We start from the raw sequence: 23,308 nt of genomic DNA, 5'->3' as shown, positions 1-23,308 counted from the left end.
TCCTCCTGTTAGTAGTTTCCGCCGCGCAGCTCGTCGAGCCCGCGCAGTACCCGTTCCGGCGTGAAGGGCATGGTGTCCAGCCGCACGCCGCAGGCGTCGAAGATGGCGTTGGCGATCGCCGGGATCGGCGCGTTCGCGGTCATCTCGCCGATCCCCTTGGCGCCGAACGGCCCATTGCTCGCCGGCCGTTCGAGGATCGCGTTGTGGTACGCGGGGATGTCCGCCGCACCGGGCATCAGGTACTCGTTGAAGTCGCCGGGCCCGTGGTCGCGGGCGGGGTAGTAGGGCTCGGTCGCCTCGAAGAGCGCGTGCGACATGCCCATCCACGCGCCGCCCTCGACCTGCTGGGCCACCAGCGCAGGGTTGAGCGCCCGCCCGATCTCGTAGACGTTGTGCATCTCCAGCACCTCGACGACACCTGTCTCGTCGTCGACTTCGACCACCGCCACCGTGCAGGCGTGTGCCTGGCACGAGTCGGGGTCCATCTCGCCGGTCTCCGGCACCGGGTCGTTCTTCTCCTTGAGGAAGATGCCCCGGCCCGAGATGGTGCGCCCGTGGGTGAAGTGCGCGGCCAGCGCCAGGTCGGTGATGTGGATCCGCTTCTCCTCGGCGCCCCGGACCTGGATGTAGCCGGTGCCGTCGGTCTCCAGGTCGCCGGCGTCGACCTCCAGCTCCTCCGCGGCGACCGCCAGCATCACCTCACGTGCCTCGGCGGCGGCCATGATGACCGCGTTGCCGACCCGGTGGGTGCCGCGGCTGGCGAACGTGCCCATGCAGTGCGGCCCGGTGTCGGTGTCCGCGGTGTCGACGAGGACGTTTTCGATCGGCAGGCCGAGCGTCTCCGCGGCACACTGCGCGACCACCGTCTTCAGGCCCTGCCCGAGGTCCACGGAGGACAGTGACACCACGAACGTGCCCGTGGTGGTGGCGTGGACGAGCGCCTGCGACGGGTCGCCGCCGAGGTTCATGCCGGTGGGGTAGTTGACCGAGGCGTATCCGCGCCCGCGCAGCCTGGCCATGCGTCAACGCCCCTTCCGGTCCAGAGAGGACATCCGGCGGTACTCGTCGGGAAGCTCGTGCCCCACCATCTCCGCGGCCTTCTGGATGACCTCGACCAGCGCGGTGCCCTCGGCGACCTTGCGGTGTGCCTTCATGTCGCCGTCGCGGTAGGCGTTGATGAGCCGCAGCCGCAACGGGTCCATCGAGAGCGCGCGGGCGATGCGGTCCATCTGCGACTCCAGCGCGAAGTCGCCGATCGTGACGCCGAAGCCGCGCATCGCGCTGGACGGGGTGCGGTTGGTGTAGACGCAGTGGCAGTCGACCCACACGTTCGGGATGCTGTACGGCCCCGGCATGTGTGCCGCCGCCTTCGTGGTGCCGTACGGGCTGTGCCGGGAGTAGGCGCCGGCGTCGACGTACAGCGTGACCTTCCGGCCGGTGATGCGGCCGTCGGCCAGCACCGCGTCCTTGATGTAGATGCGCTCGGCCGCCCGGGGCGAGGAGACCTGCATCTCCTCGTACCGGCTGTACACGTACTTGACCGGCCGCCCGGTCAGCATCGCGGCGACGCAGGCGACCGGCTCGACCGCGATGTCCACCTTGCCGCCGAAGCCGCCGCCGACCGTGCCGCCGACGATGCGCAGCTTGTTGAACGGGGTGCCGAGGATCAGCGCGGTGTTGTCGAGCGTGAAGAAGCAGGCCTGCGTGTCGGAGTGGATGCGCAGCCGGCCGTCGGGCTGCGGCACCACGACGCAGCCCGTGGTCTCGGTGGGCGCGTGCTCGATCGGCGCCGACTGGTAGCGCCACTCGAAGACGTGGTCGGCCGCCGCGAACGCCTCCTCGACGTCGCCGAACCGGATCCGCCGGCAGTGGTGCCCCTCGTACGTGAAGTAGTTGTTGCCGTGGTACTCGTTGACGATCGGCGCGCCTTCGGCGAGTGCCTCCTCCACGTCGAAGACGGCCGGCAGGTCCTCGTACTCGACCCGCACCCGGGCGGCGCCCTCGTGCGCGGCGGCCTCGGTCTCGGCGACGACCGCGCAGATCGGCTCGCCGAGGTAGCGCACCTTCCCCTCCGCCAGCACCGGCTCGTCGTCAGGCTGTACGCCGATCAGCTTGAGCGGGGTGAAGACGTTGTTGGGGATGTCGGCGTGGGTCAGCACCCGTACCACGCCCGGCACCGCGAGCGCCGCGGACACGTCCACTGTGGTCAGCCGGGCGTGGTGCCGCGCCGAGCGGTGCGTCTTCAGGTGCAGCAGGTCCGGCGGCGTGAGGTCCTCGAAGAACGCGGTGCGGCCGGTGACGTGGCCGAGCGCGTCCGACCGCTGCACCACCGAGCCGATCACCGTGAAGTCTCCGGCCGGCTCGTCCGGGAAGTACGCGCGGTCGATGGGATTGGTCTTCATGACCGCCGCCGCGCCGCCGCGTCGAGGATCGCGTCGACGATCGGGCCGTATCCCGTGCAGCGGCACACGTTGCCGCTGATCGCCTCCACCACGTCGGCACGCGTCGGGTCGGGGTTGCGGTCGAGCAGCGCCTCGGCCGCCATGATCATACCTGGGGTGCAGAAGCCGCACTGGGTGGCGAACCCCTCCAGGAAGGCGCTCTGCACCTCGTCGAGCTCGCCGTCGCGGGCCACGCCTTCGAGCGTGTGCACCGAGGCGCCGTCGACGGTCTCCACCGCGACGAGGCAGGCCATCACCGGCCGGCCGTCGAGCAGCACGGTGCAGGTGCCGCAGCCGCCCTGTGCGCAGCCGCGCTTGGCGGCCGTCAGGCCCAGCGTGTCGCGGAGGCTGGACAGCAGCGAGGTACCCGGTGACGCGAGGAACTCCCGCGACCGTTCGTTGACGCGGAGATTGACCACCGATGACGCCATGCCGTCGACCTCTCTAACCGAGGAACGCTCTGCGGAGATGAACGGGGAGGACGCGCGAGCGGTACCAGGCGCTGGCGTACGCGTCGTCGAACGGGGCGATGTCGGCGCGGGCCGCCCGCCCGGCCTCCTCCAGCACGCCGCTCTCCAGTGGACGTCCGATGAGGACGGTCTCGGCGGAGACCGCGCGGACCGGCGTGGGAGCCACGCCGCCGAGCGCGATCCGCGCGGACGTCACGACCCCGGCTGCCGTCTCCACCACCGCGGCGACCGCGACGATGGCGGCCGAGTTGAGCTTGCGGCGCATCGCCTTGTGGTAGAACCACGTGCCCGGCGCGGGCACGGCCAGCCGCACGGCCGTCACCACCTCGCCGGACGCGACCCCGCCGGCGAGCACCGCGCCGACCGGCACCTCCCGGTGCCCACCCGGGCCGGTGATGTCGGCGCTGGCGTCCAGCGCGAGCAGGCACACGGCGAGGTCGCCGTAGGGCTGCGCCACGAAGAGGTTTCCACCGACCGTGGCCAGGTTGCGGACCGTCGGCGAGGCGACCGTGCGCACCGCGCCGCGCAGGAACGACAGCTCTTGGCTTTCCTCGACCTCGGCGAGCGTGGTGGTCGCGCCGACGCGGGCGATCGGGCCGTCGAGCTCGATCCCGCCGATGCCGGCGCGGCGCAGGCTGACCAGCTCGGGGAAGCCGACCGCGCCGTTGTTGACCTGGGGCATCACGACCGTGCCGCCGGCCATCAGCCAGCCGCCGGCGGCGGCGTGGCCCACGGCGGCCGCGACGGAGTCCGGAGTACGCACTGCCGAGATCATCGACCGTCCTCCTTCACCGACTATCGATAATCGGTTACAGCGACGTTAAGACCGCGCGCCTCGCCACGTCAAGGTCAGCACGTGGTTACGATGGCGCCATGACGCCCGACGAGCCCGCCGTCACCCCGCTTGTCACGCGGATGACGCTGGCACAGCAGATCCGCGAGTCACTCGTGGTCCGCATCGTTTCGGGCGAGATCCAGCCCGGCGAGCGGCTCGTCGAGACCAAGCTGGCCGCGATGTACGGCACGAGCCAGGCCCCGGTCCGCGAGGCGCTGCGCGACCTGGAAGCCATGCGCATGGTGGAGACCCGGCCGCGGCGCGGCACGTTCGTCCGCCACTTCGTGCAGCAGACGCTCCGGGAGAGCTACGTCGTCCGCGCCGCCCTGGAGGAGACCGCCACCCGGCTGGCGATGCTGGCCGGCACCGTGCCCCTGGAAGCCCTGCGGGCCGAGGTGAAGGCCATGCGCGCGGCGGCGCGTGCCGACGACGCGGCGGCCGCCGCCCGGGCCAGCGTCGCGTTTCACCGGCACATCGTCGACGCGGCCCGCAACGAGCTGCTCAAGCTCTCCTGGGAGGCGCTCCAGATCGAGGCCCGCACCTCGGTGACGATGGTGGCCGCCGAGGTAAAGCTGAAGGACATCGCCCGCGACCACGCCGAGCTGCTCAGGTCCATAGCGGACGGTGACCTGGAGACCGCCTGCAAGCACGCCCGCGACCACCAGTGGCACTACGCCGACCTGCCGCACGACGCCCACGGCCGGGCCCGTCGCCAGGTCAGCTGACGGCGGGCAAGGCCGGCGGGGTCAGCCCGCGCAGGGGTCGGTGCCCGGGGTGCCGGGGCGGGCGATGCCGCGCTCGTCCAGCAGGCGCTCCATCCGCGTCGGCCACGACGACATCAGGCCGTCCGCGCAGGCGTCGATCAGCGCGTTGTACGTGGGCTCGTCCTCGGGCGCGGTGCCGCTGAACCACACGTGCACCGCGTACCCGTCGGCGTGGGCGCGGGCGATGAAGGCCGGCGTGGCGATCGGGACGCCCTGGTAGGTGACCGGCACCTGGAGGGCGACCGTGCCCTCGATCGGCCGTACCCCGGCGAAGAAGTAGTTGGTCAGCCCCTGGAGCCCCGGCGCCAGCGCGACCGCCGGCGCGAGCCGGTGGAACTCGGCCACCGCGGCGTCGTTGAACGAGGTCACGATGACGCCGCGGGTGCGGCCGGTCCTGGCGAGGAGGTCGGCGAGCAGCCGCGCGTTGTGCAGGAACGACTCGGTGTCGGCGTCGCTGGTGCCCTTGATCTCGATGCTGAGCGGCACGTGCCGGAAGGTGCGGAGGATCTCGCGCAGCGTCGGGATCGCGAAGTCGCCGGCGTGGTAGCCGCGCGGCGGTCGCTTGTCGTGGGTCCGGACCCCGCGCAGCGGGTACGACTCCGGTGGCAGGCCCGGCACCGCGTTCCGGCCCGGCACGAAGTGGTACGCCGCGTCCAGTTTGCGTAGTTCGCGGTATGTCTTCTCGCGGATCAGGCCGCTGCCGTCCGTGGTGCGGTCGACGGCCGCGTCGTGGCTGGCGACCAGCACGTCGTCGGCCGTCGAGTGGACGTCCAGCTCCAGTACGTCGGCGCCGACGCGCACCGCCCGCTTGAACGCGTACATCGTGTTCGACGGCGCCTCGCTCTCGCCGCCCTGGTGCGCGATGTGCAGAAACCGCTTCTGCGGCCAGGGGACGGGTCGCCCGCCGGCGCCGGCCGGGGCGGCGCCGACCGTGAGCGCGGCCATGGACGCGATCATGGTGGTGGCGGTGACCCGCCGGAAAAGTCGAGTAGCCCGCATCGGGACAGTATGCGTCGATCCACCGATGTGTTGGCTACCTGGTCGAACAACCGCGAACAAGGTCGAACGAGGTTGGTACGGGCGTCTGCCGACATCGTGCGAACAGGCGAGCCGAGGCGCGGGCATCGATGGGTATTCTCCCGGTCCATACGCGTAGGGGAGGGGCATGTCGCCGCACCGCCGGGTCCTGTCCGGGCTCCTCGCCGCCGTGCTCGCGGCCGGCGCGTTCGCGATCGTCGAGCGCGCCTCCGACGTGGTCGCCGCCGCCGTGGTGCTGCCGTCCGGGTTCCAGGAGCAGACCGTCTACTCCGGACTCAACCTGCCGATGAATATGGAGTTCGCGCCCGACGGGCGGGTCTTCGTGGCTGAAAAGCGCGGCCGGATCCTGGTCTACGACGGCCTCGCCGACCCGACGCCCACGACGTTCGCCGACCTCTCCGCCAACGTCCACAACCAGAACGACCGCGGGCTGCTGGGCCTGGCGCTGCACCCGGGTTTCCCCACCGAGCCGTGGGTCTACGTGCTCTACGCCTACGACGCCCCGCCCGGCCAGACCGCCCCGGTGTGGCACGACAACTGCGGCGACGTCGGCGGTGCCAACAGCGGCCGGTGCGTGGTCAGCGCGCGGGTCTCCCGGCTCCAGGCGGCCGGCAACGTGATGACCGGCGCCGAGCAGGTCCTGGTCAGCGGCTGGTGCCAGCAGTTTCCCAGCCACTCGGTCGGCGACCTCGACTTCGGCGCGGACGGCATGCTCTACGTCTCGGGCGGCGAAGGGTCCAGCTACAACTACGTCGACTACGGGCATCTGGGCACGCCGACCAACCCGTGCGGCGACCCGGCCAACGAGGGCGGCGCGCTGCGCGCACAGGACGTGCGTAGCACCGGCGACCCGGCCGGGTTCAGCGGCGCGATCCTGCGCGTCGATCCGGAGACCGGGCTGGCCGCGCCGGGCAACCCGCTCGCCGCGAGCGGCGACGCCAACGCGCGCCGGATCGTGGCGCACGGCATGCGCAACCCGTACCGGTTCACGATGCGCCCCGGCACCAACGAGGTGTGGGTCGGCGACGTCGGCTGGAACGACTGGGACGAGCTCAACCGGATCGCCGACCCGCTCGCCGGCGTGACCAACTTCGGCTGGCCCTGCTTCGAGGGCGCCGGCCGCCAGTCCGGGTACGACGCGGCGAACCTCCCGCTCTGCGAGAGCCTCTACACGGCCGGTGGCGCGGCCGCGCCCTACTACGCGTACGGCCACGCGGGCACGGTGGTGCCCGACGACGCCTGTCCCAGCGGCGGCTCGGCCCTCTCCGGGGTCCAGTTCTACCCCAACGACGGGCCGTACCCGGCGCAGTACCGCGGCGCGCTCTTCTTCGCCGACTACACCCGCAACTGCATCTGGGCGATGCTCCCGACGGCCTCCTCGGGCGGCCTGCCCGACCCGGCCAGCCGGCTCACGTTCGCCTCCGGGGTGTCGACACCGGTCGACCTCGCCGTCGGTCCCGGCGGCGAGCTGTACTACGTGGACATCATGGGCGGCACGGTCCGCCGGATCCGCCACTTCGCCGGCAACCAGCCGCCCATAGCCACCCCGGTCGCGACACCGACGTCCGGTCCGGCACCGCTCGCGGTCACGTTCGACGGCTCCACGTCGTCCGATGTGGACCCGGCGGACCAGGGGCGGCTGCGGTACGAGTGGGACTTCACCGACGACGGCACCGTCGACGCCACCACCGCGCGGGCGACCTTCACCTACCCGGCCGGCGGCCCGTACACGGCACGGCTGACCGTCTACGACACGCTCGGCGCGAGCGGCACGGGCGTCGTCACGATCCAGTCCGGCAACGGCGCGCCGGTCGCCGTCATCGACAGCCCGACCGCCGCGCTTACCTGGCGGGTCGGGGACCTCGTCACGTTCACCGGGCACGCGACCGACCCGCAGCAGGGCCGGCTGCCCGACTCGGCGCTGCGCTGGCGCCTGCTCCAGCACCACTGCTACGCGGCCGACAGCTGCCACGTCCACACCTACCAGGAGTGGAACGGCGTGGCGAGCGCGTCGTTCTCGGCGCCGGACCACGAGTACCCGTCGCACCTCGAGCTGGTGCTCAGCGCGACCGACTCGTCCGGGCTGGAACACACCACCCGCATGCGGCTCAACCCGCGGACGGTGCCCCTGACGTTCACGAGCAGCCCGCCCGGCCTCCAAGTGGTGGTGGGTTCGACGGCGCAGGTGACGCCGTTCACCCGCACCGTCATCCAGGGCTCGGGCAACTCGGTCAGCGCGGTCACGCCGCAGGTGGTCGGCGGCGCCTCGTACACGTTCCTCACCTGGAGCGACGGCGGCGCGCAAAACCACGTCGTCCAGGCGCCGCAGACGGCCACGACCTACACGGCGACGTTCACCTCGGTCACCAGGGTGCCGCGGGCCGACCTGCGCGTGCGCGGGTTCGACAGCCAGGAGACCGTCGGCGAGAACGGTCGCGCCACCAACGCGATCGACGGCAACAAGGCGACGTACTGGCACACCCGCTGGAAGGGCGCCGCGCCGCCGCACCCGCACCACGTCGACATCGACCTCGGCGCGACGTACCCGGTGACCGCCCTCCGCTACCTGCCGCGGCAGAACGCCGACTACGGTCGCATCGCCGCGTACGAGGTGTACGCCTCGACCGACGGCGTCAACTGGGGTACACCTGTCGCGAGTGGACGGTTCGGCAACTCCGCCGCCGAGCAGGCCGCGGCGTTCGCGCCCAAGCCGGCGCGATACCTGCGGTTGCGCGCGCTCGGTGAGGTCAAGGGCCGCGCCTGGACCACGGTGGCGGAGCTCGGCGTTGGAGTGGTCGCGCGGCTGCCGCGGTCGACCATCACCGTGCGCGGGTTCGACAGCCAGGAGACGGCCGGCACGGACGGGCGCGCGGTAAACGTGCTCGACGGTGACAAGGCGACGTTCTGGCACACGCGGTTCAGCGGGGCCACCCGGCCGCACCCGCACAACATCGACCTCGACCTCGGCGCGACGCGGACGGTCAGCTGCGTGTACGTGCTGCCCAGGCAGGACGTCAACCGCGGGCGGATCGCCCGCTACGAGGTGTACACGTCGATGGACGGCACCGCCTGGATCCCGCGCGCCGCGGCCGGCACCTGGCCCAACGGCAACGCCGAGCGGGCCGCCTGCTTCCGGGCGAAACCCGCCCGGTATGTGCGGCTGCGTGCCCTGTCCGCGGTCGACGGCCAGGCCTGGACGACCGTCGCGGAGATCAACGTCGCCGCCCTGTGACGGGCCGCCCGGCGATCACGCCGCCCGTGTGTTATGCCGGCAGGCGGGTATCGCGCCTCGTTTGGGAGGTGACGCGTGTCCGGTAGGGCGAAGCTCTGGTTGGGGATCGCCATCGTGGCGGTCGTGGTAGTGATTGTCATCGTCGCGCTGTCCGCGGGCGGCGGTGGGGGCGGGGGCGGAGGCGGTGGTTACTGACCGCGGGGCGTAACGCGTGGCCCGGGGGCTAGCCTGTCCCGGTGTCGTCGATGTTGCGCCCGGCCCGCGTGGCCGTCGCGGTGGCCCTGGCCATCCTTACCGGCGGGTTCGCGCTCGCCGCCCCGGCCCGGGCGGACCGGCCGATGCGCCTGGACGGCCAGGTCACCGACGAGGTGGGCGCCCTGGACGGGCGCCGCGCCGAAGTGGAGGCCGCGCTCGACCGGCTGCGGGCCGACGGCGGGCTGCGGCTCTTCGTCGTGTACGTACGCTCGTTCGACGGCACGCCCGCCCAGCAGTGGGCCGACGAGACCGCCACCCGCAGCGACTTCGGCCGGCGCGACGCGGTGCTCGCCGTGGCCACCCGCGACCGCTCGTACGCGTACGCGTTCGACACCGAGTTCCCGCTGACCGACACCCAGCTCGACGTCGTCGCCGCGGTGGCGATCGAGCCGGCGCTGTCGGCCAACGACTGGGCCGGCGCGGCGGTCGGGGCCGCCGACGGCTACCGGGCCGTGCTCGCCGGCCAGGCGGTGCCCAGCCCGCGGATCCGGCCGGGCGAGGCCGACCCCGGCGGCGGTGGCGGCGCCGGCACGTGGATCGCCGGCGCGCTCTGCCTGCTCGCCGTCGTGGCCGGTGTCCTGCTGGTCCTGTGGCTGCTGCGGCGCCGCCGGCCACGCCCGCCGGCACCGGCCGGGCCGAGTACGGCCGAGCTGACCACCAGGGCCAACGACCTGCTCGTCGAGCTCGACAACGACCTGCGCACCAGCGAGCAGGAGCTGGCCCTGGCCACCGGCCGCTACGGCGCGGAGGCGACCGCGTCGTACACCGCGGCCCTGGAGAGCGCGCGGCAGGACGTCGCCGAGGCGTTCCGGCTGCGGCTGACGCTCGACGAGACGCCCGGCCCGGACGAGGCGACCCGGCGAAGCACGCTCGAGGAGATCATCCGGCGGTGCACTGCGGCGGACGGCCGGCTGGACGCGGAGTCCGAGGCGTTCGACGCGCTGCGTGACCTGGAGGCCCGGGTCGAGGCCGAAGCGGCCGAGGCGACCGAGCGGCGTACGGCGCTCGAGGCGCGCATCCCGGCGGCGTCCGCCGCGCTCGACGCGGTACGCGCCGGCTATGTCGGCCCGGCGGCGACCGCGATCGCCGGCAACGTCGACCAGGCGCGGCAGCGGCTGGAGTTCGCCGCGTCCGTGACCGCGCAGGCCACCGAGGCCGTCGCGGCCGGCGACCGCCCGCGCGCCGCGCTCGCCGTGCGCGCGGCCGAGGAGGCGCTCGACCAGGCCGGCACGCTGCTCGACGCCGTCGAACGCGGCCGCACCGACCTCGACGCCGCGCGAGCCGGCATCGACGCCCTCCTGGCCGAGGTCGAGGCCGACCTCGCCGCCGCCCGGGCGGCGCGGCAGGCAACGGCGGGTTCGGCGGCCGAGGTCACCGCGTCACGGCCGGAGACGGCGGGCCTGCCGGCCGAGGTCACCGCGTCACGGCCGGAGACGGCGGGCCTGGCGGCCGCGGTCGCCGTCGCCGAGCAGGCCCTCGCGGCGGCGCGAGCGGCGGTCGCCGCACCCACGATCGACCCGCTCTCCGTGACCGCCCGGCTGGAAGCAGCCGACGCCGCGCTCGACCGCGCGCTCGCCGAGATCCGCGACGCCGGCGAGCGGGCCGCGCGGGCCCGGGCGATGCTCGACCACGCGCTGCTCGCCGCCCGCGCCGAGGTGGCCGCCGCCGGTGACTTCATCGCCACCCGCCGGGGCGCGGTCGCCAGCCAGCCGCGCGCCTGGCTGGCCCAGGCGCAACAACACCTCGCCCGCGCCGAGGCGCTGGCCGCGTCCGACCCGGCCGCCGCGCTGCCCGAGGCCCAGCGGGCCAGCCAGCTCGCCGCCGAGGCCGGCCGCTCCGCACAGTCCAACGTGGACCAGTGGTCGCCACCCGGCTTCGGTGGCGGTGGCGGCGGCACGGACGTCCTGTTGGGCGTACTGCTCGGCGGCATCCTGTCCGGCGGTGGCGGCGGTGGCCGTTCACGCGGCTGGGGTGGCGGTGGGTTTCGCGGCGGCGGCTTCGGCGGCAGCGGCAGCCGCGCCCGCCGCACCGGCGGAGGCCGCTTCTGAACCCGCCGGCCTAGTCCCGCGTTCGGGAGGATCGTGCAAGACCTCGCGCGGATCGGTCTACGCCGGCGTCGTCCCCGGCGTTTCGATGGGAGTACCGATCCGAAACGCGAGGAGAACACGCCATGCCGCTCGACCGCTACGTCACCCTCGGCCGCTCGGGGCTGCGGGTCAGCCCGTTCGCGCTCGGCGCCATGACCTTCGGCGAGGACCCCGGTGGCGCCGGGTGCGGCGTCGAGGAGTCGGAGAAGATCCTCGCCAGCTACCTCGACCGCGGCGGCAACTTCGTCGACACCGCCAACTTCTACACCAACGGCCACTCCGAGAAGATCCTCGGCGACTTCTTCGCCGCACACCCCGGCCGCCGCGAACACGTGGTGCTGGCGTCCAAGTTCTTCGGCAACATGCATCCCGGCGACCCCAACGGCGGCGGCGCCGGCCGCGGCGCCATCATCGCCCAGCTCCACGAGACCCTGCGCCGCATGCGCACCGACTACCTCGACCTCTACTGGCTGCACAACTGGGACCGCAACACGCCCGTCGAGGAGACCATGCGCACCCTCGACGACCTGGTGCGGGCCGGAAAGGTGCGCTACCTCGGCTTCTCCAACACGCCCGCCTGGGTCGTCGCGCGGGCCCAGACCATGGCACAGCTGAAAGGTTGGACCCCGCTGGTCGCGCTCCAGGTCGAGTACTCGCTGCTGGCCCGCACCGTCGAGGGCGAGATCGCCCCGCTGGCCCGCGACCAGGGCATGGCGCTGGTCCCGTGGAGCCCGCTGAAGAACGGCTTCCTCTCCGGCAAGTACCGCCGTGGCGCCCAGGTGACCGACTCCGCCCGTACGGCCTACGTCGGCGGCCCCACCGACGACGAGTACAAGGTCATCGACACCGTCGCCGCGGTCGCCGACGACCTGGGGACCACCTCGGCCGCGGTCGCACTGGCCTGGCTACACGCCCGCGAAGGCACGGTGGTCCCGATCGTCGGCGCCCGGCGCGTCGAGCACCTGGAGGCCAACCTGGCCGCCCTCGACACGACCCTCACCCCGGCACACCTGGCTCGCCTCGACGGGGTGTCCACTCCGGACCTCGACTACCCGGCACCGCTGAACGGCCCGCTGCGCGCCATGCTCCAGTTCGCCGGCACCACAGTGGACGGCGAACCGTCCACCGTGTACCCACCTCTCCTACAAAGCGACGTCCGCTACTAGAGACCTTTCGGGGTCAGGGTCGCCGTTCGTCGTGCGTTGTTTCAAGGCAGATTTGCCCACGTCCGCGTCAGCTGCGGACCGTATGCTCCCGCGGGCACCGTTCCCGGCCGGCGGCTCGCAGCGCTCGCCGAACCCCCCGGCCGTCCACTGCCAGCTCCGCGGTGCAAGCCCCGAGCGGGTCGGCGCGGCCCCCACCCGCGCCACCCTGACGCAGCGTAACCAGCCAAACGGGCCAGACTTCGAGATCTAGGAGACTTAGGGTTGAAATAGCGCCCTAACTCTCTCCTAAATCTCGAACCTCGCGCCCGCTCGCACCCTCGTGGCGGTTACCCGCGGCGACGACAACCCCGTTGCCTTCCCGGATCGCCGATCCGGGAACAGACATTGTGGACAAACGTCGGCCACCGCCTGGCGCGAGCTCCGTCACCACGCCCCCTTTCCTCCCGGCCGGTTGCGCGCAGGGTGATCGCGACCAGCGGCGGACGGGTGAGGCCGCGGGAGCAGCGGTCTGGACCGCGACGGACATCGCGGTAGCCCAGTTTCGGGGCCGCGACGTCCGCCACTAGGCGCCGCCCGGGGGGCTAGGCGCGGGACGAGCTGCGGCGGACTACCAGGTCGGGGGTGAAGACCAGGTGGTTTTCCTCGGGCGGTGGGGTCTCGCCGAGCACCGCGAGCAGCAGGTCTATCGCGGCCACGCCGAAGTCTTCGTGGGGCGGGCGCACCGAGGAGAGCGGCACGAACGAGTTTTCCGCGTACTCGATGTCGTCGTAGCCGACCACCGCGACCTCCTCCGGCACGTCGACGCCGCCGGTGGCGAGGGTTTGCACGAGGCCGATGCCGAGCAGGTCGTTGACCGCGAAGATGCCGTCGGGGCGGCGGCCCTGGGTGCGGCCGATCAGCTCGGCGGCGACCTTGTGGCCGGTGGCGATGACGCGGGGCTCGCTCGCGATGATCTCCAGGGTGGCGGAGCCGGACTCGCGGATCGCGTCGCTCGCGCCCTGGAGGCGGTCGGCGACCTGGCGGATGGAGAGCGGGCCGCCGACGAAGGCGATGTGCTGGCAGCCGATGTCGACGAGGTGGCGGACCGCCGTGTAGCCGCCGGAGACGTCGTCGATGGAGACCGACGGCTGGGCCGGTGCGCTGGCCCGCTGGCCGACCAGCACCGAGGGGGTGCCGCGCCCGCGGATGGCCGCCAGGCGGTCTTCGATGGCGCGCGGTGACGCGACGAGCATGCCGCGCACGCCGTGCTCCTCGAAGAGGTCGAGGTAGGAGTCTTCGCGGGCCGGGTCGCCGCCCGAGTTGGCGACGAACACCGACAGCCCGGCCTGGGCGGCCCGCCGCTCGACGCCCTCGGCGATGGTGGCGAAGAACGGGTTGCTCACGTCCGGCACGATGTACGCGATCGTGGTGCTGTGGCCGAGCCGCAGCTGGCGGCCGGCGTTGTTGCGGACGAAGCCGAGCCGGTCGATGGCCTCCTGGATGCGCTTCGCCTTCTCCGCCGACACCCGGTCGGGGTGGTTGAGGAAGTGCGACACCGTGCCCATGGAAACGCCGGCCGCCGCGGCGACCTCCCGGATCCCAACTCTCGGCACCTCGAACCCCATGCTGCTAGTAAACGTGATCGCGTCCTACGGCGTGGGCGCGGTCTCCAATCGGAGCATCCGGGCGATCACCCGGTCGAGCTCGGCATCGTCGAATATCTTCTTCCAGTCGGGCCGCACGATGGTCTCGCGCCCGTAGTCCATGGCGATGCGGCACCCGTCGGAGAACGGGTTGGCACCGCGCAGCGTATTACTCAGCGCGACCTGGATGTGCCCGTGCAGCATCGCGCGGGCGGCGCCCTCGGGCACCCCGACCGTGTGGACGGTCTCGTGGAGCGCCTCGCGGAGCAGGTCGCCGACCATGCACGCCACCGTCTCCACCAGCGTCGGCTCCAGCACGGCGAGCTGCTTGACGGTGACCCAGTGGAGGTCGAGCACCGGGCCGTACATGACGCGGATGACCTCCTCGGCCACGGCGCGTTCCGCCTCCGGGCCCTCGAACGCGGCCACCACGTCCTGCGGGGCGGCCACGCCACCGAAGCTGTCCGCGTACTCCTCGGGCGCCGTCCGTTCCAGGAAGACCGAGGGGTGGCACGGGTGGGCGACCGCGTAGTGGACGTCGTCGCGGCGGTGCAGGACGCCCGCGTAGGCCGCCGCGGGGTCGAGCGTCAGCACCGTCGCGCCCGCCCGCAGCAGCGGGACCACCGCGGCCGACACCGCCGCGAGGGCCACATCGGGTACCGCCAGGACGACCACGTCCGCGTCGGGCGCCGCCGTCCCGGTCTCGGACAGGGGCCGGCCGGCGGCGGCGACCCGTTCGCGGCCGGCGGGGGCGTTCTCCACGTAGCGCACGTCGTGGTCGGTGCGCGCCAGGTTGTCCGAGACGCGCATGCCCATCTTGCCGCCCGCGCCGATCACCGCGATCTTCATGCTCTCCTCCTCAGGTACGCGAGGTTGTGCGCGGTCCAGCGGCGCTCCAGCGCCACCGTGCCGTCCTCGTCGCCTTGCCACGGCAGCCAGTGCTCGATCACCTGACTGATCCCTCGCTCAGCCGGCCGCACCCGTGCGAAGAGCCGGTCGAGGTCGAGCGCGCCCTCGCCGAGCGGGGCGCCGGCCAGGCGGAAGCCGACCCAGCCCTCGTCCCGGGTGAAGGCGAAGTCTTTGACGTGCAGGTTGACCACGTGCGGCGCGGCCGCGTCGACGACGTCGTCGGGGTGTTCCAGCGCGGCCACGCAGTTGGCCGGGTCGAGGCAGATGCCCAGGTGGGGATGGTCGATCCGCTCGACGAGCGCGACGAGCTGCGCGGAGGGCACCCGCTCGTAGGTCTCCAGCGCGATGGTCACGCCCGCCGCCGCATAGCGCGGCAGCACCGCTTTCAGCTCGCCTTCCGCGGAGGGCCCCGTCACCATCGTGCGCACCAGGCGGGCGTGGAGGTGGGTGGCCAGCCGCAGGTACGCGTCGAGGTGCGCGACCGCCGTGCCGCGCGTGCCGAGCTCCAGCGCCACGCCCGCGTCCCGCGCCCGCGCCGCGAGCGCGTCCAGCCGCGCGTCGTCGAAGCCGGCCACGTCCGGGTGGTCGCAGATCTGGAACACCTCGGCGCCGAGCGCGGCCGTCCGGTCGAGCATCTCCTCGACGGTCAGCGGCTCGGCGACGCGGGGGGAGTGCTGCCAGAAGAAGGCGTACGTGCTGAGGCCGATCATCCGCTCAGCGCCTCCGCTTCGTCGAGCACGTCGGCGAGCGCGGCCGGGTCGTGCGCGAACCGGCCCAGGAACAGGCCGTCCACCGCGCCGCCGAGCTTGGTCAGCAGGCCGGGTCCGGCGCTGCCGCCGTAGATGACGGGGTGCCCGCCGCCGCGCAGCGCGTGGCAGATGGCCGCGATGTGGTCCGGGCCGGCCGGCTCGGCGGCACCGATCGCCCAGACGGGCTCGTAGGCGACGATCGCGGGAGCCGCCGCAGCGGCCGCGTCCAGCTGCCGCAGGCACTCGCAGGCCGCCCCCGGCCCGGGTGACGTCTCACCGACGCAGATCACCGGCGTCAGTCCACTGCGGAGCGCGGCCGCCGTCTTGGCCGCCACCACCGTGTCGTCCTCGCCGAAGAGGCGGCGGCGCTCGGCGTGCCCCACGACCGCGTACCGGCAGCCGAGCGCGGCGAGGTCGGCGCCGCTGACCGCGCCCGTGTACGGCCCCCGCTCGGCCCAGAACAGGTCCTGTGCGCCGACCGCGAGCGCCGAGCCGCGCACCCGGTCGAGCACCAGCGGGATCGCGGGCAGGCTCGGCGCCACCCACAGCCGTACGCGACCGTCCACGATGGCCGGACGGTCGGCGGCCAGCGCCACCACCCGCTCGCACCAGTCGAGTGTGGACGGGATGTCGACGTAGAGCTTGAGGCTGACCCCGATCGTCAGCATGGGGCCTCCGCGTCGTAGCCGTCGAGCACGCGCACCTTCTCCGCCGAGGGCGAGCTTTCGTCGAAGCGGTGGGTCAGCCACTCGCGGGCCAGGCGGCGGGCCAGCTCCAGGCCGACCACGCGCTGACCGAGCGCGAGCACCTGGGCGTTGTTGCTGAGCACGGCGCGCTCCACCGAGTACGAGTCGTGCGCGGTCACCGCCCGCACGCCCCGCACCTTGTTGGCCGCGATGGCGACGCCCAGCCCGGTGCCGCAGACCAGCAGGGCCCGGTCGGCCTTGCCGTCCGCGACCAGCTGGGCGGCGGCGACCGCGATGTGCGGGTAGGCGGTGCGCCCGTCGGCGGCCACCCCGACGTCCACCACGGACTCGACGAGCTCGCTCGACTCGAGATCCCGCTTGAGGACCTCCTTGTAGTCGTATCCGGCGTCGTCCGAGCCGACCACGATCCGCCAGCGACTTCTCATGCCTGTGCCTCCACTGTGTCCAGAAGCGCGCGCAGCAGCAGCGCCAGCGACGTCGCGCCCGGGTCGGGGGTGCCGCGGCTCCGCTCCCCGTGCGGCCGCGCCCGGCCCTTCCGCGGCAGGAGGGCCGCGGTCGCGCGGGCGGCCCGCTCCGCCACCGGCACGGCCGCTTCGAGCGCGGTCCGCGCCCCGCCGGCCGCTGCGGCCTCGAACGCGTCCCGGAACGGCACCAGCACGTCGACCATCGTCTTGTCGCCGACCTTCGCGCCGCCGGCGTCCACGATGGCGTCCGTCGCGGCGGCGACCGCGAGCGCGAGCGCGGCCGCCGCCGGCTCGTCCCGGTCGCCGACCACCTCGCCGAGCGCGCGCAGGCCCACGCCCCACAGCGCCCCGGAGGTGCCGCCGGCCCGATCCGCCCAGGCGTCGCCGGCGAGGCGCAGCGCGGTGCCGGTGCCGCCGCCCGCGGCCACCACCCGCCCGGCCGCCTCGAAGGCCGCCTCCGCGCCGCGCCGCATGCCGATGCCGTGGTCGCCGTCGCCGGCCACCGCGTCGAGCCGGCCGAGGTGGTCGGCGTGCTCGCCCAGGACCCGGACCGCGGCGGCGAGGGCGTCCCGCACCGCCGCGGCGCCCCGCCGGCCGGCCTCGGGGGCGCTCTCTATTTCCCTGGTACGCACGGGTGCCTCACCGCCGGCGGGCACAGTGCCCGTGGCGACGGTGCCTTTGCGGTAGGCGGGCGTGTCGGCCGCGGCCCTCCACAGTGGCTCCAGCTCGTCGTCGAGCCAGCACAGGGTGAGCGAGACGCCGGCCATGTCGAGGCTGGTGACGAGCTCGCCGACCTCCGGCTCGACGATGTGGACGCCGGCCGCGTCGAGGCGCTCGGCGACCGCGCCGTACAGCACAAAAAGCTCCTCGTACTTGACCGCGCCGAGTCCATTGAGGATCGCGACCGCCCGCCCGTCCCGCGCCGCCGTCAGGTCCTCGGGAAGCTCGGCCAGCAGCGCGTCGACGAGCCGGCCGGCCAGCTCGTCCGCGGTGGGCACGTCGGCCTCCTCGATGCCGGGCTCGCCGTGGATGCCCATGCCGACGGCCATCCGCCCGGCCGGCACGGTGAACAGCGGCTCGCCCGCGCCCGGCAGCGTGCACCCGCCGAAGGCCACGCCGAGCGTGCGGGTGCGGTCGTTGGCCCGCCGCGCCACCCGGGCCACCTCGTCGAGCGGGCGCCCTTCCGCCGCGGCGGCGCCGGCCACCTTGTACACGAAAAGGCCACCGGCTATCCCACGACGGAGCGCGCGGTCGCCCGGGGGTGCGCTGGAGATGTCGTCGGTGACCAGGACGGTCTCGCACGGTACGCCGTCGGCGCGCAGCCGGGCCTGTGCCTGGTCGAAGTTGAGCACGTCGCCCGCGTAGTTGCCGTAGCCGAGCAGCACGCCCCGGCCGCGGTCGGCGGCGCGGGCCACGCTGTAGACCTGCTGGGCCGAGGGCGAGGCGAAGAGGTCGCCCATGGCGGCGGCGCTCGCGAGCCCGGGCCCGACCAGGCCCGCGAACGCCGGGTAGTGCCCGGAGCCACCGCCCACGACGAGCGCGACGTGCGGAGCCGGCTCGACGGTGCGGCGCGCCACTCCGCCCGGCACGGGGCGCACCCACGCCCCGAACGCCCGCGCGAACCCCGCGGCGGACTCCTCCGCGAAGCGTGCCGGGTCGTTTGCCAAGCGGGTCACGAGCGCACCTCCGTGATTGAAACGTGTCAAGCATAGCGGATCATGCCGGCTACCGGAACAGCCGAAATCCCTGGGATACTTCGGCACATGGCCGCGTTGACCGCTCCCAGCAGCAAGCTTGAAACGTTAGCGACAGGCACGCGATGGGGCGAAGGTCCGGCGTGGTTGCCCGCCGCCGGCCGGTTGCGGTGGAGCGACATCCCGAACGACCGGATCCTCGAGTACGCACCGGACACCGGCCGCACCACCGTCCACCGCACCGAGGCGGGCTTCGTCAACGGCCGCACCCTGGACGCGGCCGGTGCCGTGGTGCACTGCTCGCACGGGCGGCGCGCGGTGGAGCGCGAGACGGCGACCGGCGTGGCCACGATCGTCGACACCTGGGACGGCAAGCGCCTCAACTCGCCCAACGACGTCGTGGTCGGCCCGGACGGGGCGATCTGGTTCACCGACCCGCCCTACGGCATCCTCTCGGACCGGCAGGGCCACGTCGCCGAGCCCGAGTACGGCGGCTGCTACGTCTTCCGCCACGACGAGCGCACCGGCCGGACCACGCCCGTGGTCACCGACATGGTCCACCCCAACGGCCTGGCCTTCTCGCCCGACGGCCGCACCCTGTACGTGTCGGACACCTCGGTCCTGCACCGCCCCGCCGGCCACCACCACATCCGCGCGTACGACGTGACGCCCGACGGCACGTGCGAGCGCGGCCGCGTGCTGGCCGAGATCTCACCCGGCTGCCCGGACGGCCTCCGCGTCGACGAGGAGGGCCGAATCTGGACCTCCAGCGGCTCGGGCGTGCAGGTGCTGGGCCCGGACGGCGCGCGCCTCGGCGAGATCCCGGTGCCCGAGGTCGTCTCCAACGTCTGCTTCGGCGGCCCCGACCTCTACATCACGGGGGCGACACGCCTCTACCGCATCCGCATCCGCGTCCCGCGTCGCTAGTGCGGTGGCACGGACGCTTACCCGGCCCGGCGAAGCCGGCCAACCGCGCGGGTCGGTGCGGCTGTGGCCGCACCCGTTGTGACACGGCGTTACCGGCCCGGGGCCGGGACTTCGAGATCTAGGAGAGTTAGGGCTGAAATAGCGCCCTAACTCTCCTAGATCTCCACCATCCACGTCCGCGTTCCTCGCGGCCGTTACTGCTGGTGACAGGCTTCGCTGCCCGCCATCCGCGTCGACCCGGCTACGGACATCGTGGACAAATCCTCACCCCCGCCGGGGTCAGCGTGACCAGCCGCGAAGGGTGAGGCCGCGGGAGCAACGGTCCGGACCACGACGGACATCGCGGTAGCTCAAATCTCCGTCCTAAAGGAATTCGAAAGCCCGACCCCGAAAGGTCTCTAGTGGCCCGGCCAGTGCGTCCAGGTGCGCAGGACCGGCGCGAGCGCCTGTTCCTCGAACGCGAGGTGCTCGTGCAGGTGGGTGGTCAGGCTGTCGAGCGCCTCGACCAGCCGCACGCGGGCGGCGTCGCCGTCGCTCCCGAGGTCTCGGGCGGCCGCCTCGATCTTGTCGAGGAGGTCGCTGACGGTGCGATGGTCCTCCTCCAGCCGGTCGACGGTCCCGGCGAGGTGGGGTGCCGCCCGGCGCACCGCGGGGAAGAGCATGCCGTCCTCGCCGCCGTGGTGCGCGTGGACCAGCTGGCAGTAGCCCAGGCAGTTGGCCTTGAGCTGAAGGAGCGGACCCCGCGCGTGCAGGGCGTCCAGGCCGTCGCGGACCCGCACCGCCGGCTCGCCGGCCGCGGCCGCCGCGGCGATCTCCTTCACGGCGGCGAGGTCGCGGCGGAGCATGTCGTGCACGCGCAGCAGCTCGCCGAACAATGAGGCTTCTCGTGTCGTCACGCACCCAGGCTCGTCGAGGTCCGGCCCGCTCGGCAAAACCGGGTTAGTAACTTACGATCGGTAAGTGACTCAGATTGGTGTGGCCGACGACGCGACGTGCGAGGCGTTCCAGCCGATCCTGGAGCTGATCGGCCGGCGCTGGGTCGGCGTGATCCTGCTGGCCGGGGCGCACGGGGCCCGGCGGTTCGGGCAGTACCGGGCGCTCGTCACCGGCATCTCCGACCGGATGCTGACGCAGCGGCTGCGCGAGTTGGAGCGCCAGGACCTGATCACGCGGACGGTGATCCCGAGCTCGCCGGTGCAGGTCCTCTACGCGCCCACGGCCCGGGGTGAGCAGCTGATCGAGGCGTTGCGGCCGCTGCTGGCGTGGAGCCTGCGGCACCCCGACTTCGTCCACCGCTGAGGTCACGGGCCGAGCGGCTCGGGGATCTCGGCGCCGCACTCGACGAGCGTGTCGGTCACGACGCGGATGGCGTTGAGCGCTCGCGGAAAGCCGGCGTACTGCACGACGTGGATCACCGTCTCCAGGATCTCGGTCGGCGTCAGGCCGGCGTTCAGCGCGCCCCGCGTGTGGCCCTTCAGCTGGGGTTCCAGCCCGCCGAGGGCGACAAGTGCGCCGAGGGTGATCATCTCGCGCTGGGCCAGGGTCAGGCCGGGGCGGGAGTAGATGTCGCCGAAGTTGAACTCGATGCCGTACCGCGCCAGGTCCTGGGCCAGGCCGGTCTGCATGGCGATCAGGCCGTCGGCCTTGCCTTCGCCGTAGAGCTCCTCGAACTTGCGCTTGCCTTGTTCCAGCCGGTCGCTCACGTGCGAACCTTTCAGATCGAGTGCCCGCCGTCGAGCGGGAGGACGACGCCGGTGATGTTCACGGCGGCGGGTGACGCCAGAAACACGATCGTCTCGGCCAGGTCGCCTGGCTCGCCGAGCAGGCGGGTCGGGATCTGGGCCAGCAGCGCCTCGCGGCGTTCCGGCGTGTCGCGGTCGCGGCCGGGCGTGGCCTGCGCGCCCGGTGCGATGCAGTTGACGGTCACGCCCCGCTCGGCCACCTCGATCGCGAGCGCCTTGGTCAGGCCGACCACGCCTGCCTTCGCGGCCGCGTAGGCGGTGGCGCCGCGGACCAGGCGGCCGCCGGCGATGGCCGCCACCGAGGCGATGTTGACGATGCGGCCGTGCGACTGGGCGAGCATCGACGGGAGCACGGCGCGGGTGACGTTGAAGACCGTGGTGAGGTTGCGGTCGACCTGGGTCGTCCAGGTCTCGTAGCTCATCTCGTGGAAGAACGCGACCGCGCCGCCGCCGGCGCCGTTGACCAGGATGTCGACGCCGCCCCAGACGCCGGTGACCCGCCCGACGGCGGTCTGGACGGCGTCGAAGTCGGTGAGGTCGACCGGCTCGGTCAGCGTCAGCGCGCCGTTGGCGGCCAGGCCGTCGGCGTTGAGGTCGAGGCCGGCCACCTGGGCGCCCTCGGCGGTCAGGTGCTTGGCGATGACGGTGCCCAGCGCGCCCGCGGCGCCGGTGACGACGGCCCGCTTGCCGGAGAGCTTCACTGCGGCCTCCTCCAACCCCTACTTGAAACCTGTCAAACGTCAGTGAATGTTACGGGCCATACCCGTGGCAAGGGGAATGCCCTGCACCTGTGAGATCCTTGACATCGTGTTGGTGGCAGGGCTAACCTCCGCTTTGAAACGCTTCAAAGTCCCGCCGCGCTTCACGAGGAGGAAACGTGTCGGTAGCGAAGACAGGGCGCCGCGGGTGGGCCGTCCGGGTGACGGCCGCAACGGGGGCGGCGCTGCTGCTCGCCGGGTGTGCGTCTGACAACGGTTCGGGTGGCGGCGGGTCCGCTCCCGACAAGTTCAGCCTGCTCACCCCGGCGGAAAATGCGATCATCCGGGACGAGCTGACCGCGCTGTCGAAGAACCAGTGCGCCACGGCCGAGCAGGCCCTGCCACTGAGTAGTGAGACCGTCGCACAGTCGGACGTCGTACAGAAGATAACGCTCCTGGCCAGCCAGGACGCGCTGCCGGTCATGTTCGTGGCCGGCACCGCCCAGGTGAAGCCCACCGGCGACCTGGGCAAGGGCAAGCTGATCGTCGACTACGAGCAGACCCTCAAAGAGCTCGGGGTCTGGGACAACATCCTGCCGGCCGCGGCCTCGACCGTGAAGTCGGCCTACGGCTCCATGGCATCGCTGCCGTTCCAGTACAACATCGAAGGCATCTTCTACAACAAGAAACTCTTCGCCGACAACGGTGTCCAGCCGCCGCAGACCTGGGACGACCTCGTCGCGGCCGGGCGGAAGTTCAAGGGCGCCGGCGTCGTGCCGATCACCGAGGCGGGCAGCCAGGGCTGGCCGATCACCCGGCTGATCGGCATGTACCTCTTCCGCAGCCTCGGCCCGGACGCGATGCTCGCGATCCAGAAGAACGAGGCCAAGCTGACCGACCCGCAGTACGTGGCGGCCGCCAAGGCCGTCGCCGACCTGGGCACCGCGGGCATGTTCGGCGACGGGATCACCTCCCGCACCACCGACGCCGCGAACGCGCAGTTCCTCAACGGCCAGGCCGCGATGATGTACAACGGCTCGTGGTTCCTGGCCAACCTCAACGACCCCAAGCAAAACAAGATCGGCGCGGAGAACGTCGGCTTCATCCCGTTCCCGAACGTGGCCGGCGGCAAGGGTGACAGCTCGCAGTGGCCGGCGAACGCCGGTGCGGCGACCGCCCTCGCCACCAAGTCCTACACGCCGAAGGTCGGCGACTGGCTCAAGTGCGTCGCCGAGAACTACGGCAGCAGCGTGTTGCAGAATCAGGGCGTGATCTCCGGCTTCCGTACCAACCAGCAGGTCAGCAACGTGCCACCGCTGACATCGCAGCTCCAGGAGATCGTCAGCAAGGCCAGCCAGACCGTGCTGTGGTTCGAGGCGCTCATGGACGCCAAGACCACCTCGGACGCGCAGACCAACGCCGCCCTGCTGCTCACCGGGAAGATGGCGCCCGACAAGTACATGGCCACGCTCCAGGCGGACCTGGACCAGGCACGCTGACCCAGCTGG

The 23,308-nt window shown here is 72.7% G+C and carries 21 protein-coding genes; 7 read left to right on the top strand and 14 right to left on the bottom strand.

Annotated elements, in window-relative coordinates; translation table 11 throughout:
- Positions 1-8: 8 nt before the first annotated feature.
- From AC5L36_RS27025 to AC5L36_RS27010, 4 genes are read right to left on the bottom strand one after another with little or no spacing between them, the layout of a single operon-like run.
- Positions 9-1,019, bottom strand: a complete 1,011-nt coding sequence (locus AC5L36_RS27025; protein ID WP_441223078.1) for a xanthine dehydrogenase family protein molybdopterin-binding subunit — start codon at positions 1,017-1,019, stop codon at positions 9-11.
- Positions 1,020-1,022: 3 nt separating this feature from the next.
- A complete protein-coding gene (locus tag AC5L36_RS27020; protein WP_441223077.1) occupies positions 1,023-2,402 on the bottom strand; it encodes a xanthine dehydrogenase family protein molybdopterin-binding subunit in 1,380 nt (459 codons plus the stop codon).
- Positions 2,399-2,872, bottom strand: coding sequence for a (2Fe-2S)-binding protein (locus tag AC5L36_RS27015; RefSeq protein WP_441223076.1), 474 nt, complete (start codon positions 2,870-2,872; stop codon positions 2,399-2,401). The genes AC5L36_RS27020 and AC5L36_RS27015 overlap by 4 nt, the downstream gene beginning before the upstream one ends.
- Positions 2,873-2,885: 13 nt before the next feature.
- Positions 2,886-3,686, bottom strand: a complete 801-nt coding sequence (locus AC5L36_RS27010) for an FAD binding domain-containing protein (protein WP_441223075.1) — start codon at positions 3,684-3,686, stop codon at positions 2,886-2,888.
- Between the two features lie 98 nt (positions 3,687-3,784).
- Here AC5L36_RS27010 and AC5L36_RS27005 point away from each other — a divergent pair, with 98 nt between their 5' ends.
- Positions 3,785-4,471 (top strand): GntR family transcriptional regulator, encoded by a 687-nt coding sequence (locus AC5L36_RS27005; RefSeq protein WP_441223074.1) that lies wholly within the window; start codon positions 3,785-3,787, stop codon positions 4,469-4,471.
- A 21-nt stretch (positions 4,472-4,492) separates the two neighbouring features.
- Here AC5L36_RS27005 and AC5L36_RS27000 read toward each other — a convergent pair whose 3' ends face one another.
- Entirely contained in the window at positions 4,493-5,509 is a 1,017-nt protein-coding gene (locus tag AC5L36_RS27000; protein WP_441223073.1) for a glycerophosphodiester phosphodiesterase family protein, read from the bottom strand.
- A gap of 166 nt (positions 5,510-5,675) precedes the next feature.
- Here AC5L36_RS27000 and AC5L36_RS26995 point away from each other — a divergent pair, with 166 nt between their 5' ends.
- From AC5L36_RS26995 to AC5L36_RS26985, 3 genes are all read left to right on the top strand, one after another.
- Positions 5,676-8,780: a discoidin domain-containing protein gene (locus AC5L36_RS26995; protein WP_441223072.1), complete on the top strand. Its 3,105-nt coding sequence runs from the start codon at positions 5,676-5,678 to the stop codon at positions 8,778-8,780.
- 245 nt (positions 8,781-9,025) lie between these two features.
- Positions 9,026-11,083, top strand: a complete 2,058-nt coding sequence (locus AC5L36_RS26990; RefSeq protein ID WP_441223146.1) for a TPM domain-containing protein — start codon at positions 9,026-9,028, stop codon at positions 11,081-11,083.
- 122 nt (positions 11,084-11,205) lie between these two features.
- Positions 11,206-12,288, top strand: coding sequence for an aldo/keto reductase (locus AC5L36_RS26985; protein WP_441223071.1), 1,083 nt, complete (start codon positions 11,206-11,208; stop codon positions 12,286-12,288).
- 581 nt (positions 12,289-12,869) lie between these two features.
- Here the strand turns inward: AC5L36_RS26985 and AC5L36_RS26980 are convergent.
- Genes AC5L36_RS26980 through AC5L36_RS26955 form a run of 6 tightly spaced genes read right to left on the bottom strand, consistent with a single transcriptional unit; the run spans position 12,870 to position 18,415 of the window.
- Positions 12,870-13,892 carry a LacI family DNA-binding transcriptional regulator gene (locus AC5L36_RS26980; RefSeq protein WP_441223070.1) on the bottom strand — a complete coding sequence of 341 codons (1,023 nt, stop codon included), beginning with the start codon at positions 13,890-13,892 and terminating at the stop codon, positions 12,870-12,872.
- A gap of 24 nt (positions 13,893-13,916) precedes the next feature.
- Positions 13,917-14,759 carry a phosphogluconate dehydrogenase C-terminal domain-containing protein gene (locus AC5L36_RS26975; protein WP_441223069.1) on the bottom strand — a complete coding sequence of 281 codons (843 nt, stop codon included), beginning with the start codon at positions 14,757-14,759 and terminating at the stop codon, positions 13,917-13,919.
- Complete coding sequence (locus tag AC5L36_RS26970) at positions 14,756-15,529, bottom strand: sugar phosphate isomerase/epimerase family protein (RefSeq protein ID WP_441223068.1); 774 nt, start codon at positions 15,527-15,529, stop codon at positions 14,756-14,758. Before AC5L36_RS26970 ends, AC5L36_RS26975 begins: the two co-directional genes overlap by 4 nt.
- On the bottom strand, positions 15,526-16,236 hold the full coding sequence (locus AC5L36_RS26965; protein WP_441223067.1) for a triose-phosphate isomerase family protein: 711 nt from the start codon (positions 16,234-16,236) through the stop codon (positions 15,526-15,528). Before AC5L36_RS26965 ends, AC5L36_RS26970 begins: the two co-directional genes overlap by 4 nt.
- A complete protein-coding gene (locus tag AC5L36_RS26960) occupies positions 16,230-16,700 on the bottom strand; it encodes a ribose-5-phosphate isomerase (RefSeq protein ID WP_441223066.1) in 471 nt (156 codons plus the stop codon). Before AC5L36_RS26960 ends, AC5L36_RS26965 begins: the two co-directional genes overlap by 7 nt.
- Complete coding sequence (locus tag AC5L36_RS26955; protein WP_441223065.1) at positions 16,697-18,415, bottom strand: dihydroxyacetone kinase family protein; 1,719 nt, start codon at positions 18,413-18,415, stop codon at positions 16,697-16,699. The genes AC5L36_RS26960 and AC5L36_RS26955 overlap by 4 nt, the downstream gene beginning before the upstream one ends.
- 42 nt (positions 18,416-18,457) lie before the next feature.
- Here AC5L36_RS26955 and AC5L36_RS26950 point away from each other — a divergent pair, with 42 nt between their 5' ends.
- Positions 18,458-19,360 carry an SMP-30/gluconolactonase/LRE family protein gene (locus tag AC5L36_RS26950; protein WP_441223064.1) on the top strand — a complete coding sequence of 301 codons (903 nt, stop codon included), beginning with the start codon at positions 18,458-18,460 and terminating at the stop codon, positions 19,358-19,360.
- A gap of 398 nt (positions 19,361-19,758) precedes the next feature.
- Here the strand turns inward: AC5L36_RS26950 and AC5L36_RS26945 are convergent, their stop codons facing one another.
- The gene (locus AC5L36_RS26945; RefSeq protein ID WP_441223063.1) at positions 19,759-20,256 is read right to left on the bottom strand and encodes a hemerythrin domain-containing protein; all 498 of its coding nucleotides are present in this window, start codon (positions 20,254-20,256) and stop codon (positions 19,759-19,761) included.
- A 64-nt stretch (positions 20,257-20,320) separates the two neighbouring features.
- On the opposite strand from AC5L36_RS26945, the gene AC5L36_RS26940 reads away from it, so the two are divergent.
- Complete coding sequence (locus AC5L36_RS26940) at positions 20,321-20,659, top strand: winged helix-turn-helix transcriptional regulator (RefSeq protein WP_441223062.1); 339 nt, start codon at positions 20,321-20,323, stop codon at positions 20,657-20,659.
- A gap of 2 nt (positions 20,660-20,661) precedes the next feature.
- Here AC5L36_RS26940 and AC5L36_RS26935 read toward each other — a convergent pair whose 3' ends face one another.
- On the bottom strand, positions 20,662-21,063 hold the full coding sequence (locus AC5L36_RS26935; protein ID WP_441223061.1) for a carboxymuconolactone decarboxylase family protein: 402 nt from the start codon (positions 21,061-21,063) through the stop codon (positions 20,662-20,664).
- An 11-nt stretch (positions 21,064-21,074) separates the two neighbouring features.
- Positions 21,075-21,803 carry an SDR family oxidoreductase gene (locus tag AC5L36_RS26930; protein ID WP_441223060.1) on the bottom strand — a complete coding sequence of 243 codons (729 nt, stop codon included), beginning with the start codon at positions 21,801-21,803 and terminating at the stop codon, positions 21,075-21,077.
- 176 nt (positions 21,804-21,979) lie between these two features.
- On the opposite strand from AC5L36_RS26930, the gene AC5L36_RS26925 reads away from it, so the two are divergent.
- The gene (locus AC5L36_RS26925; protein WP_441223059.1) at positions 21,980-23,299 is read left to right on the top strand and encodes an ABC transporter substrate-binding protein; all 1,320 of its coding nucleotides are present in this window, start codon (positions 21,980-21,982) and stop codon (positions 23,297-23,299) included.
- The last annotated feature ends 9 nt before the right edge of the window (positions 23,300-23,308 follow it).

Source organism: Phytohabitans sp. LZ39 (assembly GCF_059359075.1).
Note: the sequence above shows the minus strand (reverse complement) of the source record. Positions and strands in the feature narration are given on the sequence as shown.

Excerpts from the sequence above, each read along its gene's own strand:
- AC5L36_RS26950 (WP_441223064.1), top strand. The coding sequence starts at position 18,458 with ATGCCGGCTACCGGAACAGCCGAAATCCCTGGGATACTTCGGCACATG.
- AC5L36_RS26980 (WP_441223070.1), bottom strand. The coding sequence starts at position 13,892 with ATGGGGTTCGAGGTGCCGAGAGTTGGGATCCGGGAGGTCGCCGCGGCG.
- AC5L36_RS27020 (WP_441223077.1), bottom strand. The coding sequence starts at position 2,402 with ATGAAGACCAATCCCATCGACCGCGCGTACTTCCCGGACGAGCCGGCC.
- AC5L36_RS26995 (WP_441223072.1), top strand. The coding sequence starts at position 5,676 with ATGTCGCCGCACCGCCGGGTCCTGTCCGGGCTCCTCGCCGCCGTGCTC.
- AC5L36_RS27025 (WP_441223078.1), bottom strand. The coding sequence starts at position 1,019 with ATGGCCAGGCTGCGCGGGCGCGGATACGCCTCGGTCAACTACCCCACC.
- AC5L36_RS26985 (WP_441223071.1), top strand. The coding sequence starts at position 11,206 with ATGCCGCTCGACCGCTACGTCACCCTCGGCCGCTCGGGGCTGCGGGTC.
- AC5L36_RS27010 (WP_441223075.1), bottom strand. The coding sequence starts at position 3,686 with ATGATCTCGGCAGTGCGTACTCCGGACTCCGTCGCGGCCGCCGTGGGC.
- AC5L36_RS26960 (WP_441223066.1), bottom strand. The coding sequence starts at position 16,700 with ATGAGAAGTCGCTGGCGGATCGTGGTCGGCTCGGACGACGCCGGATAC.
- AC5L36_RS26990 (WP_441223146.1), top strand. The coding sequence starts at position 9,026 with ATGTTGCGCCCGGCCCGCGTGGCCGTCGCGGTGGCCCTGGCCATCCTT.
- AC5L36_RS27000 (WP_441223073.1), bottom strand. The coding sequence starts at position 5,509 with ATGCGGGCTACTCGACTTTTCCGGCGGGTCACCGCCACCACCATGATC.
- AC5L36_RS27015 (WP_441223076.1), bottom strand. The coding sequence starts at position 2,872 with ATGGCGTCATCGGTGGTCAATCTCCGCGTCAACGAACGGTCGCGGGAG.
- AC5L36_RS26970 (WP_441223068.1), bottom strand. The coding sequence starts at position 15,529 with ATGATCGGCCTCAGCACGTACGCCTTCTTCTGGCAGCACTCCCCCCGC.
- AC5L36_RS26975 (WP_441223069.1), bottom strand. The coding sequence starts at position 14,759 with ATGAAGATCGCGGTGATCGGCGCGGGCGGCAAGATGGGCATGCGCGTC.
- AC5L36_RS26965 (WP_441223067.1), bottom strand. The coding sequence starts at position 16,236 with ATGCTGACGATCGGGGTCAGCCTCAAGCTCTACGTCGACATCCCGTCC.
- AC5L36_RS27005 (WP_441223074.1), top strand. The coding sequence starts at position 3,785 with ATGACGCCCGACGAGCCCGCCGTCACCCCGCTTGTCACGCGGATGACG.